Source organism: Bradyrhizobium daqingense, assembly GCF_021044685.1.
In the GTDB taxonomy this organism is placed as follows: Bacteria; Pseudomonadota; Alphaproteobacteria; order Rhizobiales; family Xanthobacteraceae; genus Bradyrhizobium; species Bradyrhizobium daqingense.
This window is the reverse complement of sequence record NZ_CP088014.1, coordinates 5,343,287-5,356,875: the sequence shown is the minus strand read 5'-3', so window position 1 is coordinate 5,356,875 and position 13,589 is coordinate 5,343,287. Positions and strand designations below refer to the sequence as shown.

Here is a 13,589-nt window from a genome sequence, read left to right as displayed (position 1 = left end):
ATTCAGTGGCTTCGGAGTGGAGAACGGCGATGGCGGGAAGCGTCAACAAGGTCATTCTGGTGGGAAATCTCGGCAAGGATCCGGAAATCCGCCGCACCCCGGACGGGCGGCCGATCGCGAATTTGAGCATCGCGACCTCGGAGACCTGGCGCGACAAGAACAGCGGCGAGCGCAAGGAAAAGACCGAGTGGCATCGCGTCGTGATCTTCTCTGAGCCGCTTTGCAAAATCGTCGAACAGTATTTGAAGAAGGGCGCAAAGGTTTACATCGAGGGTTCGCTCCAGACCCGCAAGTACACCGATCAGAGCGGTGTCGAGAAGTATTCGACCGAGGTCGTGCTCCAGGGCTTCAACTCGACGCTGACGATGCTCGACGGCCGCGGTGGCGGCGGCGGAGGCGGCAGCTTCGGCGACGAGCCGGGCGGCGATTTCGGCTCCTCCGGTCCGGTCAGCAGCGCACCGCGCCGTCCCGTTGCCGCCGGCGGTGGTGGCCGCAACAGCGACATGGACGACGACATCCCGTTCTAAAATGTAGGAAGGCAAGTGGCGTAAACTAGAAAGCCGCTTTGCAAACGAAAACAAAGATATAGACGCCAAGTTGGCGGCCTCGCGTGTCAACTTGCGCGACGCGAAAAAGCGTAGGACACGAAGGCCGTCAACTGACCTGAACATAGTCGCGGTAAATCAGCGCCTTATGCCGCTTCACGCTTCGCAGGCGTCAACTGCGGTGATTAGTTTGAAGATTTTTTCGGGCCCATTGACGTAACGGCTGTCAACTAGCAGGTCGTTTCGAGAACGATCTCAGTTGGTTAGTGGCTTTCGGCCGCAAATTTTCGCGCAACTTCTGCCATCCCTTGTCAACTGACATCTGGTCCCACCACGAATGAGGTGCGGACATGGAATGGGGCGACATCACGCCTCTGCGGACGAAGGTCACTCGGCTCGAAGAAGGCGACCTTTTCGTCATGGTCGTCAACCGGTACGGCCTGCAGAGCGACAACGCGACGCAATACTGCATGGAGGTGCTGCGGCCGACCGGCATCGCGCTCGCGACGATGCGGCGGAAGATGGAGGTCGTCTGCCAGTTTCATAACTGGTGCGGCGACCGGGGAATCGACTTTCTCCAGCGGCTGGAGAGTGGTGCGTTCTTCACGCAGAGCGAGGAGAATGACCTCCGCGAGGGGCTTCGGGATGATCTGCGCGAGCCGGCCGTCAAGAAGAGGGCGGGTAGTAAGGCCAGACCAGTCGTCGGCGCGGCGCACTGGCGCAACCGATGTGCCGAAGTGCGCGACTACGTTGCCTGGCATGCCGAGCCGATCATTCTAAGGATTTCGGCTCTGGACGCCCGACAGGAAGCGCGGGCACGACTCGCCTCCTTCAAGGAAAACATCGTCGACGGCATCCGAGTCCGCGGCAAGCCGATGGCCCCCGGGCTCACCGAGGAGCAGTCACCGGTCTTCATCGCGGCGATCACGCCGGGCGATCCGACGAACCCCTTCGAGTCCCGCAACCATCCGCGCAATCACGCGCTGTGGCTGACCTTTCACGACGGCGGCCTGCGTCTCGGCGAGTGCATCGGTCTCAAGACGACCGATTGCTTTCTGAACGGGTCGCGCAAGCACCTGATGGTCGAGCGTCGCCCGGACGACCTCCACGAACCGAGAAGAAACGCACCACTCGCCAAGACTCTTCCGCATCGCGTCGACATCGGCGACCGGCTCGCGCGGGTGCTGCACAACTTCATCGTAGACCACCGGCCGTCCTATCCAGGCGCCAAGCGAAGCCCGTACGTCTTCCCGTCAGAGGACGGCGGTCCTCTGACGAAGGAGACGGTCGCCTACATGTACCGCCGATTGCGCGAGAAGGTCCCCGGCTTGCCGAAGCGGTTCTCCACCAACGATCTTCGAAGGTCATGGAACAACCGCTTCGCTAAGGCCGCTAAGAAGGCCGGCCTGAGCGATGAGCGCAGCGCCGTCGTCGCAAACCACGCGCAGGGACGCGTGCCGCACTCCGTCCAGGCCGAGAAATACCGCGGCCTCTACAACCAGGAGCAGACCGCGGAGATCAACAAGCGCATGCAGGACGAAGCCGTCGCACGCAGCAAAGAGACCGATCGATGAGCAGGAACGTCGCCACGAAGCTACCCGACTTTCCGAGTCAGGGAATCATCCAGGACCGTGCGGGGCTGGACGTCGACGCCTCCGGGTGGGAGTGGCGGCTCAACAATCTTTCGCGGAACAAGATCTTGAATTTCGATCGGCTGCGGTCGCTGCCGGACCTCGTCTTCGACGCGGTCGTGCTGCACCTGGCCGACCGGATCAAGCTGACGTCTCCAGACAACGTCAGGAACGCGTTCGGCGCACTGCGCTTCTTGACCCAATCGGAGGCGCTCGCCGGCGAGGTCGCGGCCGGCGCTGACATCTCGAGCTCATTCTTCGCCGAACTTCGGATGATCAACAATTTTTCGGTCTGGCGCCTCCACCACATCCGCTTCTGGTACCGCTGGTGCGCCAACCGGCATCTGCCGCATTTCTCCCGCGAGACCGCCGATCTGCTGGACGATCTGGTGATCGGCGGCAACGAGAAGGGCCGTGCGGTCCGGACCCGCGATCCGGAAAAGGGTGCCTTCGACGATATCGAGTTCGGGGCGATCCTGACGCGACTGAGGGCCCTCGGTCCGGAGGTCCTCTCGTTGACCGAGCGAGTGCTCGTCTGGCTCCAAGTTGCGTTTGGCCGCAACGCCTTCGCGTACGCCAAGATGCGCGAGGAGGACTATCGCCCGCTTAAGGAGGTCGCCACCGGCCGCATCTACCATCGCTTCGACGTTCCGCAGGTCAAGAAGGGGCACGATTATCTGCGGTCCGGGTCGGACCCCAAGGAGCTGAATCAGGAGCTCGGGACGCTGGTCGCGGAGCTCGTCGCCGAGAATGCCAGCGTGCGCCGCGACAGCGGCTGGCCTGAAGGCTGCGGATATCCGCTCTTTCGGCGGAGAGAACCGCAGCCGGATCTGCTGGGCGGTCAGTTGCATGAGTTCGCCATGCACATGACGAGCGCGGAGATCACCGCAACGGTGGAACGTGCGTTGCGCAAGCTGGAGGTCATCTCTCATCGCACCGGCGAACTTGTCAGGGGTAACAGCCGCCGCTTCCGCTACACCTACGGGACGCGGCTTGCGGAGGAGGGCGCCTCGCCGTCCCAATTGGCGACAGGGCTGGGTCACAGCGACCTCCAGCACGTCGGCGTCTATTACGAAACGCGCCCCAACCAGGTAGATCGGCTGGACGCCGCGCTCGCCGTCGAGCTGGGCCCGATCGCCGACGCCTTCATGGGACGCATCGTCAGCGAGGAGGGCGAAGCCGTGAACGGCACCGACCCGGCCAAGCGCATCCCGTTCTTCAGGCGCAAGTTCGGCGAGAAGCCCCAGCTTGCGGGTGAACTCGGCGTCTGCGGGGCGGGCCCCTGCGGCCGCCTCGCACCCGTCTCCTGCTACACCTGCGAGCGGTTCCAGCCTTGGCGCGACGGTCCACACCGCGAGATGCTGGACTGGCTCGTCGAGGAGCGCGAGCGGCAGATGCAGGCCGGCCTCGATCCGCAGATCTACAAGATCCACGACGTCACGATCATGGCCATCGGCAAGGTGGTCGCCGCCTGCGAGGAGAAAGACGCTTGAACGTCATCGTCCTGCCCGACCGCTTCCGCCTCGACGCCCGCACCAATCTGGACCGCCTGATTGAGCGGGCTCGACGCTCGCGAGTGTTCGCCGGAGCCGTCGACTTCGACGATCCGGTCTGGGATCTGTCTACCGTCAAGTTCGCGAGGCCTTCCGCCAGATCCGCACATCAGCGCAAACTCATCTTCGCTACCGATGAGACAGGTTATGTGCGAGACATTGAGGAGCGGACGCCCATTGCCGAACGCTTCGCCTCATTCACCAAGGCTCTGATTGTCTTGCGTGAAGAGGCGAGCCCGAAATCGACGAAAGATCATGGGCGCGTTTTGCGCGCCGCTAGATCGCTCTACTGTTCAATGCAGGGCGACGAACGGGACCCGGTCGATCTGGTGTCTGCAGACTTCATGGCCGCCTGCAATTACATCAGATATCGCAAAACACAGCGCGGCGAGGTCGCAGCCGACGGCTCGGCGTACATCTTGGGGAGAGCGCTGCGCGAAATCGCCGAATTTATCAATCGGCATTCGATCGCCAAGGCGAACATTTCCTTCTCCAATCCGTTTCCGCGCGAATCCCGCAGCCATAGCAAGGTAGGCAAGGATGGAGATCGGGCGCGGGAAGAGAAGATGGCGACGAAAGAGGAGATGGGGGCCATCGTTGATGCCAGTCTCACGATCAGAGCAGGCGACGATCAACGAGATCTGCTGCGGATTGCCGCCGTCGAGCTCATGTGCTGCGCGCCCGTCCGCATCAACGAGGTTCTCGACACGCGCTACGATTGCCGACGTACCGAACGCACCAGGCGCGAGGCCACCGGCGAGGAGGTGCAGTATCTGGGCTACGCGTACCACGGGTCGAAGAAGGCTCCGGATTCGATCAAGTGGATCCCGAGCGCGATGGTGGACATCGCCGACCGGGCCCTCGCCGACGCCCGGCGAATCACCGAGCCTTACCGCGAGATCGCGCGCTGGATGGAGCGCCATCCTGGCCGAGCCTACCTAGCCGAGGAATGGCGACTCGCGGATCCTGACACCTTGCTGTCCGCCGGAGAGGCGAACGGTGCTCTCCATTTGGGCGAGGATTCGATCTTCCTCTGGCTGAAGGCCAACCGCGTCAAAAAGCACGTGGAAGGGAAATTACGGTGCTATCGCCTCGGAGATCTCGAGGCAGCGATCCTGCGCCGGTTTCCTAAACTGCCACCCGGAGTAAAGCTTTCCGACTACATGTTCATTGTTCCGAGGCACTATTTCCGCAACGACATGGTGGTGCAGAATTACGTGCTGTCGGTCCTCGGCGACAACACTATCAGCGACTTCTTGGGCAACCACAAGGGCGCGAAGGGAGTGTTCGAACGGCTCGGGATACTTGACGCGAACGAGAAGCCATACCGCATCAACACTCATTCGATCCGCCACTACCTCAACACCCTGGCGCAGAAGGGCAGGCTCTCGCAGCTCGACATCGCGCGTTGGAGCGGCCGCAAGGACGTCCGGCAGAACGCCGTCTACGATCACTCCGGCGGCATCGCTCTCGCGCAGGATATGCGTACGGCGATCGAGACCGGCGAGATCGAGGGACCGATCGTCGAAACGGTCGCCTCCCTCCCGCCGGTCGAACGGGACGCTTTCCTGAAGGGACGCTTCGCGACGGCTCATTTCACGTCGATCGGCGCCTGCACCCAGGACTTCAGCATGGCGCCGTGCCCGAGCCATGGCGCCTGCGGCGGCTGCGCCGAGCACCTGGTGGTGAAGGGGAAGGCTGAGCACAAGGCCGAGGCCGAACGCTTGCTGGTGGAGCACCAGGCGATGCTCGACGGGGCCCGCGCCGCGATGGCGGAGGGCACCTACAACGCCTCGGCCTGGGTCGCGCACAACGAGCGTGTCGTCGATGGCCTGAAGAAGACCGTCGCCGTCCATGCTGACCCGACGATTCCCGACGGCACCATGGTGCAGGTTTAGATGCCGTTCTCCCTCCTCAGCGAAGGCGCTGATTTCCTTGCAATTTCTGAAGAAATGTGCTATAGTGCCATCATATCGGAGGGATTTTCATGTCCGATCTCGAGGACGCTCAATAGCGACATCGCCCGCGACACCGTCGAGTGTCGCGCCGGTAATCCGGGTCGATTAGACCCCGGACAGTCCGGCTTCCATCGGCCAATCCGAGTTTTTCAAAACGACATCCGACCGGCACCGGTCGGCCTCACCGAGAGATGCGATCCGGTCACGCCCTCGTCGGCGTGGACGCGCTCTGGAGCGTCGGCGACCTTTCGCCGAGCTCTCGCGCAGGCCGGAGGCCTGTTCGGCGCCCACGTCGTGGAGCGACCGACGGTGTCGAACGGCATTCTGGTGGCGTTTTCGGAGGATCGGGCCGGCCGGCAGGCTACCATCGTTGCGTGGCGTAGGTGTTCGCGTGTCGAGAGTCCTTATGGCCGATTTCTCCTTGCAGGCAGAATCAGCTTACCCATCGAGTCCTTGGGCAAAGGACGAGATGGCGAAGCGTTCGAAGAAATCGGCGAAGAAGTCGACAGCTCCGGACGATCACCCGGAAGGCTGGAAGTATGCCGACGAACCCAGGCCGGTTCGGCCGTCCCGGGGCGGCAAGCGCTCCTCGCCGCCAGGCAAGAGGCGACTAGCCCTCATGACGACGCCGGAGCGTTACCGGGAGATACTGGCGATCATCGAGCACTGGCCTCTGAACCGGCCCCTCGACTGGAAGGTCCTGATGGACCTCATCGGTGCCCGATACCATGGCAAGTGGACCCGACAAGCCTTGGCCAAATACGACGACCTGCAGGACGCGTTCACGAAGCGCCTGGGCCAGGTCGAAGAGGCCATGGCGAAGGCGAAGCCGAAAGACGGCAAGAAGCCTCGCAAGGCGAGGACGCGCGACGAGCAGGTGGAGTACCTCAAGCGGCAGCTCGACGCCGCCAACAAGGAAATTGTCGATCTCAAAGTGCAGTACGCCATCCTCGACAACCGGATGGCTCGTTGGCGGAAGAACGCGCTGGGGCGCGGGATGACGGTCGCTCAGCTCGACAAGAAGCTGCAGGAGAACGACCGCGGTCGCTCCGACAAGAGCTAGGCACCCACATCGCAGGAGGTCGCCGTGGCTGACGCCAAGTCCGGCAGCGTGCTCGGGGCCGAAAACGCCGAGACCCTGAAGAACTATCTCGAGGCCCTCCAACGGGAAGGCCGGCCGCTGCCGATGCGCGCCGGCGAGCCCAACCGCTCGGCCATCGCGCTCGCCTGCGGGTTCGACCGCCAGGTGCTCTACAAGAATCCGGCCGCGAAGGCGCTGCTCGACGCCGCGGCCGCGAAGCTGCCGGCCGGCGCCGCCGGCGAGGAGGAGGCCAAGCCGGAGACGAAGTCCGACCGGCGCGATCGCCGCATCCTGTCGCTCGAGCAGCAGCTCGCCGCGTCGCGGGCGGAGAACGCCGGCCTGCGCGAGAAGCTGCGCCGCCTGGAGCAGGTCGAGGACATCATGGTGTCCACAGGACGGCGGGTATCATGACGTCCCGTCCCTTGGAGAGACCGGAAGCCTTTGATCGTCCCTCGGAGCCGACCTGCGATCAGCAGGACCGCCGCGTCGCAGCGGAAGGCAAGGGGCGACACGGGCCCGCGCAGCGGGCTCTTGGCGCGGGCTGCCCCTTGCCGGAGCGAGCACGGTGGTACGCTGTTTCGCAGGCGGAAGCTAGGCGTCATGCTTGAGCAGCTCGGCCGTCACGCCAGATCGGGCGACACCATCGTGCGCCACCTCGCCGAGGACCCGGCGTTCGAGGGCATCGGTTACGCCACCGCAGCGAAGCTGTGGGAGGCCTTCGGCGAGCGCCTCTACGCGCTGCTCGGCGACGTCGCGAGCCTGACCGCGGTCCTGAACGAGGACCGCGCCGAGCGGCTGGTGCTGGCGTGGAAGGAGAAGCTCGCCGAGGGCGACGTCGTGGTCTGGCTCGACGAACACGGCTTCGAGAAACGCCTGGCCAAGAAGATCATCCGCCTGTGGGGCGCCGAAGCCGCCGCGAAGCTGCGGGAGCAGCCGTACGCGATGATGGCGCTCGCCGACTGGCCGATCGTCGACGCCGCCGGCCGGAAGATGGGCATCGCCGCCGACGATCCCAGACGCCTCGTCGCCGCGGTGGAGGCCGCGCTCTACGCGCGGCTGGACCAGCACCACACCTGGATCGGCGAGCGCGACCTCGTCGCCGCGGCCGGCCGGCTGTTGAAGTGCGCGCCGGCGCGGGCCGGGGAGGCGGTGGCGGCCGCGGTCGCGCAGCGGGCGGCGATCCCGATCGCGGGCGGCTTCCAGGCCGCCGGCGCCCACATGATGGAGCGCTACGTCGCCGACCGGATCAGGGAGATGCTGACCGAGCCGGCCATGGGCGACCTGATCGCCCGCGAGGTCTCCGACGCCGAGCTCGCCGCCTGGCTCGACCGGCAGGACATGGGCGTGGCGCTCGACGACGAACAGCGCGAGGCGGTGCGCATCGCGGTTCAGGAACGGTTCGGCATCGTCAGGGGCGGAGCCGGCGTCGGCAAAACCACGGTCCTGAGGGCCGTCGCCCGGGCCTGCGCCGCCTTCGGCCGCTCCACCCACATGATGGCCCTGGCGGGCCGTGCCGCCGTCCGGATCGGCGAGGCCACCGGCTTTCCCGCATCGACCATCGCCGCGTTCCTGAAGGGCGTCGAAGCCCGGAAGATCCCGCTCGGCCCGGAATCGCTGGTGGTGGTCGACGAGGCCTCGATGCTGGATCTGCCCACCATGTACCGGATCCTGCGGGCCTTGCCGGACGGCTGCAGGCTGCTGCTCGTCGGCGACCCCGGCCAGCTCCCGCCGATCCAGTTCGGGCTGGTGCTGCATGCGCTGGGCGAGCGGCCCGAAATCCCGTCCGTCGTTCTGACCCGCGTCTACCGCCAGACCGAGGCCACCGGCATTCCCGCGGTCGCCGGCGCGGTCCGGTCCGGCCGGCTGCCGAGCTTGCCGGACAAGGCCTGCGCCAGCAGCGGCGGGGTGGCCCTGATTCCCGCCGGCGAGGTCACCACCGACCAGATCGTCGACGTGGTGGCCGGCCTCGGCGGCTTCTCCGAGGACCTGCGGATCGTCTGCGCCGTGAAGGCGGGCCCCGCCGGTACCGAGGCGCTGAACGCGCGCTTCCACGACATCTTCGCGGTCGGCAGGCGCAGGCACCCGACCCGGCGCCTGGCGGAGGGCGAGCCGGTCATGTTCCTCAAGAACGACTATCAGGCCGGCCTGCGCAACGGCAGTCTCGGTCGGATCACCAGCATCGAGGAGGGGAGGGTCGCCGTCGACTTCGACGGCACCGAGGTCGAACTGAGCGGGTACGGGCTCGACGACCTGACGCTGGCCTACGCCATCACCGTCCACAAGGCGCAGGGATCGAGCTTCCGGAAGGTCGTCATCCCGGTTCAGAAGACCCGGCTGCTCGACCGGTCCCTGATCTACACCGCGATTTCGCGCGCCAAGGATTCGGCAGTTCTTGTCGGAGCCAGCGAGGTGCTGCAACAGTCACTGGAACGGGACGCACACGCAGGCCGGAGGGAGACGGCGTTGGCGCTACTGATGGAGATTGGAAGTCCTGAGAGTTGACAACGCTCGCTGTCGAACGAAATTTCTCGAGTGAACTCAATGACTAACACATACAGTTGTCAGTCTTCCTACACCTTAGCCTTCTGAGGCTGGGGAGAGCTGGTTAGTCCCGGCGCAGATAGCGGCCAACTCTGTTTTCAAGGATCTGCACCAAAACAGGATCCATGAATTCATAGTCGTCTGGAATGTCGAGGCAGATGACCCGCTTTTTGTTCAAGCTCGTGCGGAATTTCCGGTTCAACTTGTTTCGGTGGGTCTTCTCCATGACGAAGATGAGATCGGCCCACTCGATCTGTTCGGCGGACAGCAAGACGTCCGCGCCGTTCGAAATGCCGGCCGAGTCGGTCTCGATGCCCGGCCACGTCGAGAACAACTGTTCGGCTGTAGGGCTGCGGAGGCGATTGGCGCTGCAGACGAAAAGGATGTTGGTCACTTTACCGCTCTCGTCGATGATCGATCAGGCGTTGGTGGGAACGATCGGTTGATGCTTCTCAAGAAGGCTTCCCAAGGTTCTTGCTACATAAATACCGTTCGCTGGTCGATGGAATCGACCACGTTCCCGTCTGACGCTGGATGGCGGGAAGCTGCAGCATGAACCTTACGCCGCTGCTTGATGCTGCTCCGGCGATCCCGCTGCATGCCTTCGCCGCGATGGGTGCGTTCGTCCTCGGGATCATCCAGCTCACCGCCCCCAAGGGCACGCTGCCGCACCGGGCTCTGGGCTGGGTCTGGGTGGTGCTGATGCTTGTCGTGGCGCTCAGCTCGTTCTGGATCCACGAGATCCGTTTGGTTGGGCCGTGGAGCCCGATCCATCTGCTTTCGATCTTCGCATTGGTGATGCTGGTATTGGGTGTGACGGCTGCAAGAGCTCACAATGTTCGCCGCCACAAGATCACGATGACCTCGATCTTCTTCGGCGCACTGGTCATTGCGGGGCTGTTCACCTTCATGCCCGGCCGGATCATGCACGCGGTGGTTTTCGGGCCGTAGCGACGGCCGAAACTCACTCTTCCGCGCAGGGGGAGGCGACGTCCGAGGGCTATCCGGAAGTGACCGCCCGCCATCCCGTTAAGTGCATGAAAAAACGAACGGAAAAAGCGCTCCCTGAGACCTGCCAAGGGTGGTGATCCGGGGGGCGATGCGCTATATGATTCCCAGATAAAACCTCACCGGATTTCCCTTTGGCTGACGACGACAACAAGCCCGGCGACCAGCCGGCGCAACCCTCGGACATTCGCCCCGTCTCCATCCTCGACGAGATGAAGAAGTCCTATCTCGATTACGCCATGAGCGTGATCGTGTCGCGTGCGCTGCCCGATGCCCGCGACGGCCTCAAGCCGGTGCATCGGCGCATCCTGTTCTCGATGAACGAGCAGGGCTTCACGCCCGATAAGAAGCACAAGAAGTCCGCCGGTATCGTCGGTGACGTCATGGGTAAATACCACCCGCATGGCGACCAGGCGATCTACGACGCTCTGGTGCGCATGGCGCAGGACTTCTCGATGCGCGCGCTGCTGGTGGACGGGCAGGGTAATTTCGGCTCGGTCGACGGCGACCCGGCGGCGGCCATGCGCTACACCGAATCCCGCCTGACCAAGATCGCGCTGAAGCTGCTCGAAGACATCGACAGCGACACCGTCGACTTCCAGGACAATTACGACGGCTCCGAGAAGGAGCCGGTGGTCCTGCCGGCGCGGTTCCCGAACCTGCTGGTCAACGGCGCCGGCGGCATCGCCGTCGGCATGGCGACCAACATCCCGCCGCACAATCTCGGCGAGGTGATCGACGCCTGCGTCGCGCTGATCGACAATCCGTCGCTAACCATCGACGAACTCAACAACATCATCCCGGGTCCGGACTTTCCGACCGGCGGCATCATCCTCGGACGTCAGGGCATCCGCAGTGCCTATCATCTCGGCCGCGGCTCCATCGTGATGCGCGGCAAGGTCACGTTCGAGACGATCCGCAAGGAGCGCGAGGCGATCGTCATCACCGAGATCCCGTATCAGGTGAACAAGGCCACGATGGTCGAGCGCATCGCCGAGCTCTACAAGGAAAAGAAGATCGAGGGCATCTCCGACCTGCGCGACGAGTCCGACCGCGACGGCTATCGCGTCGTCGTCGAGCTCAAGCGTGACGCCGTGCCCGACGTGGTGCTGAACCAGCTCTACAAGTTTACGCCGCTGCAGACGAGCTTCGGCGTCAACGCGGTCGCGCTCGACAGCGGGCGGCCGCAGACGATGAACCTGAAGGACATGCTGACGATCTTCGTCGGCTTCCGCGAGCAGGTCGTCACGCGCCGGACCAAGTACAAGCTGCGCAAAGCGCGCGAGCGCGCGCATGAGCAGGTCGGTCTCGCCATCGCGGTCGCCAACATCGACGAGATCATCAAGGTGATCCGCACCTCGCCGACACCGGCCGCGGCGCGCGACACCCTGATGACGCGCGACTGGCCGGCGCGCGACGTCGAGGATATCATCACGCTGATCGACGATCCGCGCCACCGCATCAACGAGGACGGCACGATCCGCCTGTCGCTGGACCAGGCCAGGGCGATCCTCGAGCTGCGTCTTGCACGCCTCACCGCGCTCGGCCGTGACGAGATCGGCGGCGAGCTTTCGAAGCTCGCCGGCGAGATCGGCGAGTATCTCGATATCCTGCGCTCGCGTGCCCGCATTCTCGACATCATCAAGACCGAGCTTGCCGAGGTGAAGGCCGAGTTCGCCACCCCGCGTCGCACCGTGATCATGGAGCAGGAAGGCGAGGTCGAGGACGAGGACCTGATCCAGCGCGAGGACATGGTCGTCACCGTCTCCCACGCCGGCTACGTCAAGCGCGTGCCGTTGTCGGCCTACCGGGCGCAGCGCCGCGGCGGCAAGGGCCGCGCCGGCATGCAGACCCGCGACGAGGATTTCGTCAGCCGCCTGTTCGTGGCCTCCACGCACACGCCGGTGCTGTTCTTCTCCTCGCGCGGCCAGGTCTACAAGGAAAAGGTCTGGCGCCTGCCGATGGCTGCGCCGAATGCGCGCGGCAAGGCGCTGATCAACATCCTGCCGCTGGAGCAGGGCGAGCGCATCACCACGATCATGCCGCTGCCGGAGGATGAATCGACCTGGGGCAACCTCGACGTGATGTTCGCCACCACGGGCGGCAACGTCCGGCGCAACAAGCTGTCCGACTTCGTCGACGTCCGCCGCTCCGGCATCATCGCCATGAAGCTCGACGACGGCGAGTCGATCGTCGACGTGCAGATCTGCACCGAGCGCGACGACGTGCTGCTGACCGCTGCCGGCGGCCAGTGCATTCGCTTCCCGGTCCCCGACGTGCGCGTGTTCACCGGGCGTACCTCGATGGGCGTGCGCGGCATTGCGCTCGGCGAGGGCGACAAGGTGATTTCGCTGGCGATCCTGCGCCATGTCGAGACCACCTCGGACGAACGCTCTGCCTATCTGAAGATGCGCCGCGCGGTGGCGGGCGAAGCTGCGAGCGAGGAAAGCGCCGCCGACGGCGAGACCGAGGAGACCTCCGGCAGCTTCCAGCTCCCGCAGGAGCGCTACGTCGAGATGTCGGCGCAGGAGCAGGTCGTTCTGACCGTCTCCGTCAACGGCTACGGCAAGCGGACCTCGTCCTACGAGTACCGCACCACCGGCCGCGGCGGCAAAGGCATCGTCGCCATGAGCGTCAACAACCGCAACGGCAATCTGGTTGCGTCTTTCCCCGTGGAGGATGCCGATCAGATCATGCTGGTCACCGACAAGGGCCAGCTGATCCGCTGCCCGGTCGAAGGCATCCGTATCGCCGGCCGCTCGACGCAAGGCGTGATCGTGTTCGACACCGCTGAGGATGAGCACGTGGTGTCGGTCGAGCACATCACGGACGAGGCGGAGAGCGGAAACGGTGCGAATGGGGAGTAGTGCGAATGGTGAGTAGCGAATAGCGAATCGAACAGTTTCTATTCGCTACTGCCTATTCGCCATTCGCTATCAAATTTCCATGGGATTGTATGAGGTCCGGATCAGGCTCGCTGACAGGTTCGACTACGGGGTGCGGTCGGCGGTCACGAGGCGAGCCTCACGGACATTGGCCTTGGTGCCTGCGCGACGCAGGCAGGAGGCTTCGAAGTTCGGCCAGGCCTGCTGCGAGCAATCCTTGCCGATGCTGCGGATGTCGAGGCGGTCGCTCTTGGCCAGCGGCTGCGGCACGCTGGCTTCGACCTTCGGGGCAAAGCCGGGCAGGAGGGTGAGGGCCGCGGCAACACACGCAGACAGAGCGATCGCTGAAAGAGCCTTGATCATTGACAGTCCCCTGTGATGCGGCCG

Annotated in this window: 11 protein-coding genes; 9 read left to right on the top strand and 2 right to left on the bottom strand. The window is 64.4% G+C overall.

Going from position 1 to position 13,589, the window contains the following annotated elements:
• Window positions 1-29 precede the first annotated feature (29 nt).
• The 7 genes from LPJ38_RS25340 to LPJ38_RS25310 all read left to right on the top strand — a co-directional run bounded on the left by LPJ38_RS25340 (window position 30) and on the right by LPJ38_RS25310 (window position 9,270).
• Window positions 30-527, top strand: coding sequence for a single-stranded DNA-binding protein (locus LPJ38_RS25340; protein ID WP_145639391.1), 498 nt, complete (start codon window positions 30-32; stop codon window positions 525-527).
• A 368-nt stretch (window positions 528-895) separates the two neighbouring features.
• On the top strand, window positions 896-2,119 hold the full coding sequence (locus tag LPJ38_RS25335) for a site-specific integrase (protein WP_145639389.1): 1,224 nt from the start codon (window positions 896-898) through the stop codon (window positions 2,117-2,119).
• Complete coding sequence (locus tag LPJ38_RS25330) at window positions 2,116-3,669, top strand: site-specific integrase (RefSeq protein WP_145639387.1); 1,554 nt, start codon at window positions 2,116-2,118, stop codon at window positions 3,667-3,669. Before LPJ38_RS25335 ends, LPJ38_RS25330 begins: the two co-directional genes overlap by 4 nt.
• On the top strand, window positions 3,666-5,627 hold the full coding sequence (locus tag LPJ38_RS25325; protein WP_145639385.1) for a hypothetical protein: 1,962 nt from the start codon (window positions 3,666-3,668) through the stop codon (window positions 5,625-5,627). Before LPJ38_RS25330 ends, LPJ38_RS25325 begins: the two co-directional genes overlap by 4 nt.
• A 466-nt stretch (window positions 5,628-6,093) precedes the next feature.
• The gene (locus tag LPJ38_RS25320) at window positions 6,094-6,750 is read left to right on the top strand and encodes a hypothetical protein (RefSeq protein ID WP_145639383.1); all 657 of its coding nucleotides are present in this window, start codon (window positions 6,094-6,096) and stop codon (window positions 6,748-6,750) included.
• Window positions 6,751-6,774: 24 nt separating this feature from the next.
• Window positions 6,775-7,179, top strand: a complete 405-nt coding sequence (locus tag LPJ38_RS25315; RefSeq protein WP_145639381.1) for a hypothetical protein — start codon at window positions 6,775-6,777, stop codon at window positions 7,177-7,179.
• 189 nt (window positions 7,180-7,368) lie between these two features.
• Window positions 7,369-9,270, top strand: a complete 1,902-nt coding sequence (locus LPJ38_RS25310) for an AAA family ATPase (RefSeq protein ID WP_145639379.1) — start codon at window positions 7,369-7,371, stop codon at window positions 9,268-9,270.
• Window positions 9,271-9,373: 103 nt separating this feature from the next.
• Here the strand turns inward: LPJ38_RS25310 and LPJ38_RS25305 are convergent, their stop codons facing one another.
• Window positions 9,374-9,703, bottom strand: a complete 330-nt coding sequence (locus tag LPJ38_RS25305; RefSeq protein WP_145639377.1) for a low molecular weight protein tyrosine phosphatase family protein — start codon at window positions 9,701-9,703, stop codon at window positions 9,374-9,376.
• 158 nt (window positions 9,704-9,861) lie between these two features.
• On the opposite strand from LPJ38_RS25305, the gene LPJ38_RS25300 reads away from it, so the two are divergent.
• Together LPJ38_RS25300 and gyrA are read left to right on the top strand one after the other, a co-directional pair.
• A complete protein-coding gene (locus LPJ38_RS25300; protein ID WP_145639375.1) occupies window positions 9,862-10,260 on the top strand; it encodes a DUF2306 domain-containing protein in 399 nt (132 codons plus the stop codon).
• Window positions 10,261-10,451: 191 nt separating this feature from the next.
• Complete coding sequence (gene gyrA / locus LPJ38_RS25295; RefSeq protein ID WP_145639373.1) at window positions 10,452-13,184, top strand: DNA gyrase subunit A; 2,733 nt, start codon at window positions 10,452-10,454, stop codon at window positions 13,182-13,184.
• Between the two features lie 123 nt (window positions 13,185-13,307).
• Here gyrA and LPJ38_RS25290 read toward each other — a convergent pair whose 3' ends face one another.
• Complete coding sequence (locus LPJ38_RS25290; protein WP_060736127.1) at window positions 13,308-13,565, bottom strand: hypothetical protein; 258 nt, start codon at window positions 13,563-13,565, stop codon at window positions 13,308-13,310.
• Window positions 13,566-13,589 lie beyond the last annotated feature (24 nt).

Bases quoted from the DNA above. Each gene is read 5' to 3' on its own strand.
- LPJ38_RS25290 (WP_060736127.1), bottom strand. From the start codon at position 13,565: ATGATCAAGGCTCTTTCAGCGATCGCTCTGTCTGCGTGTGTTGCCGCG.
- LPJ38_RS25300 (WP_145639375.1), top strand. From the start codon at position 9,862: ATGAACCTTACGCCGCTGCTTGATGCTGCTCCGGCGATCCCGCTGCAT.
- LPJ38_RS25310 (WP_145639379.1), top strand. From the start codon at position 7,369: ATGCTTGAGCAGCTCGGCCGTCACGCCAGATCGGGCGACACCATCGTG.
- LPJ38_RS25340 (WP_145639391.1), top strand. From the start codon at position 30: ATGGCGGGAAGCGTCAACAAGGTCATTCTGGTGGGAAATCTCGGCAAG.
- LPJ38_RS25335 (WP_145639389.1), top strand. From the start codon at position 896: ATGGAATGGGGCGACATCACGCCTCTGCGGACGAAGGTCACTCGGCTC.
- LPJ38_RS25330 (WP_145639387.1), top strand. From the start codon at position 2,116: ATGAGCAGGAACGTCGCCACGAAGCTACCCGACTTTCCGAGTCAGGGA.
- LPJ38_RS25320 (WP_145639383.1), top strand. From the start codon at position 6,094: ATGGCCGATTTCTCCTTGCAGGCAGAATCAGCTTACCCATCGAGTCCT.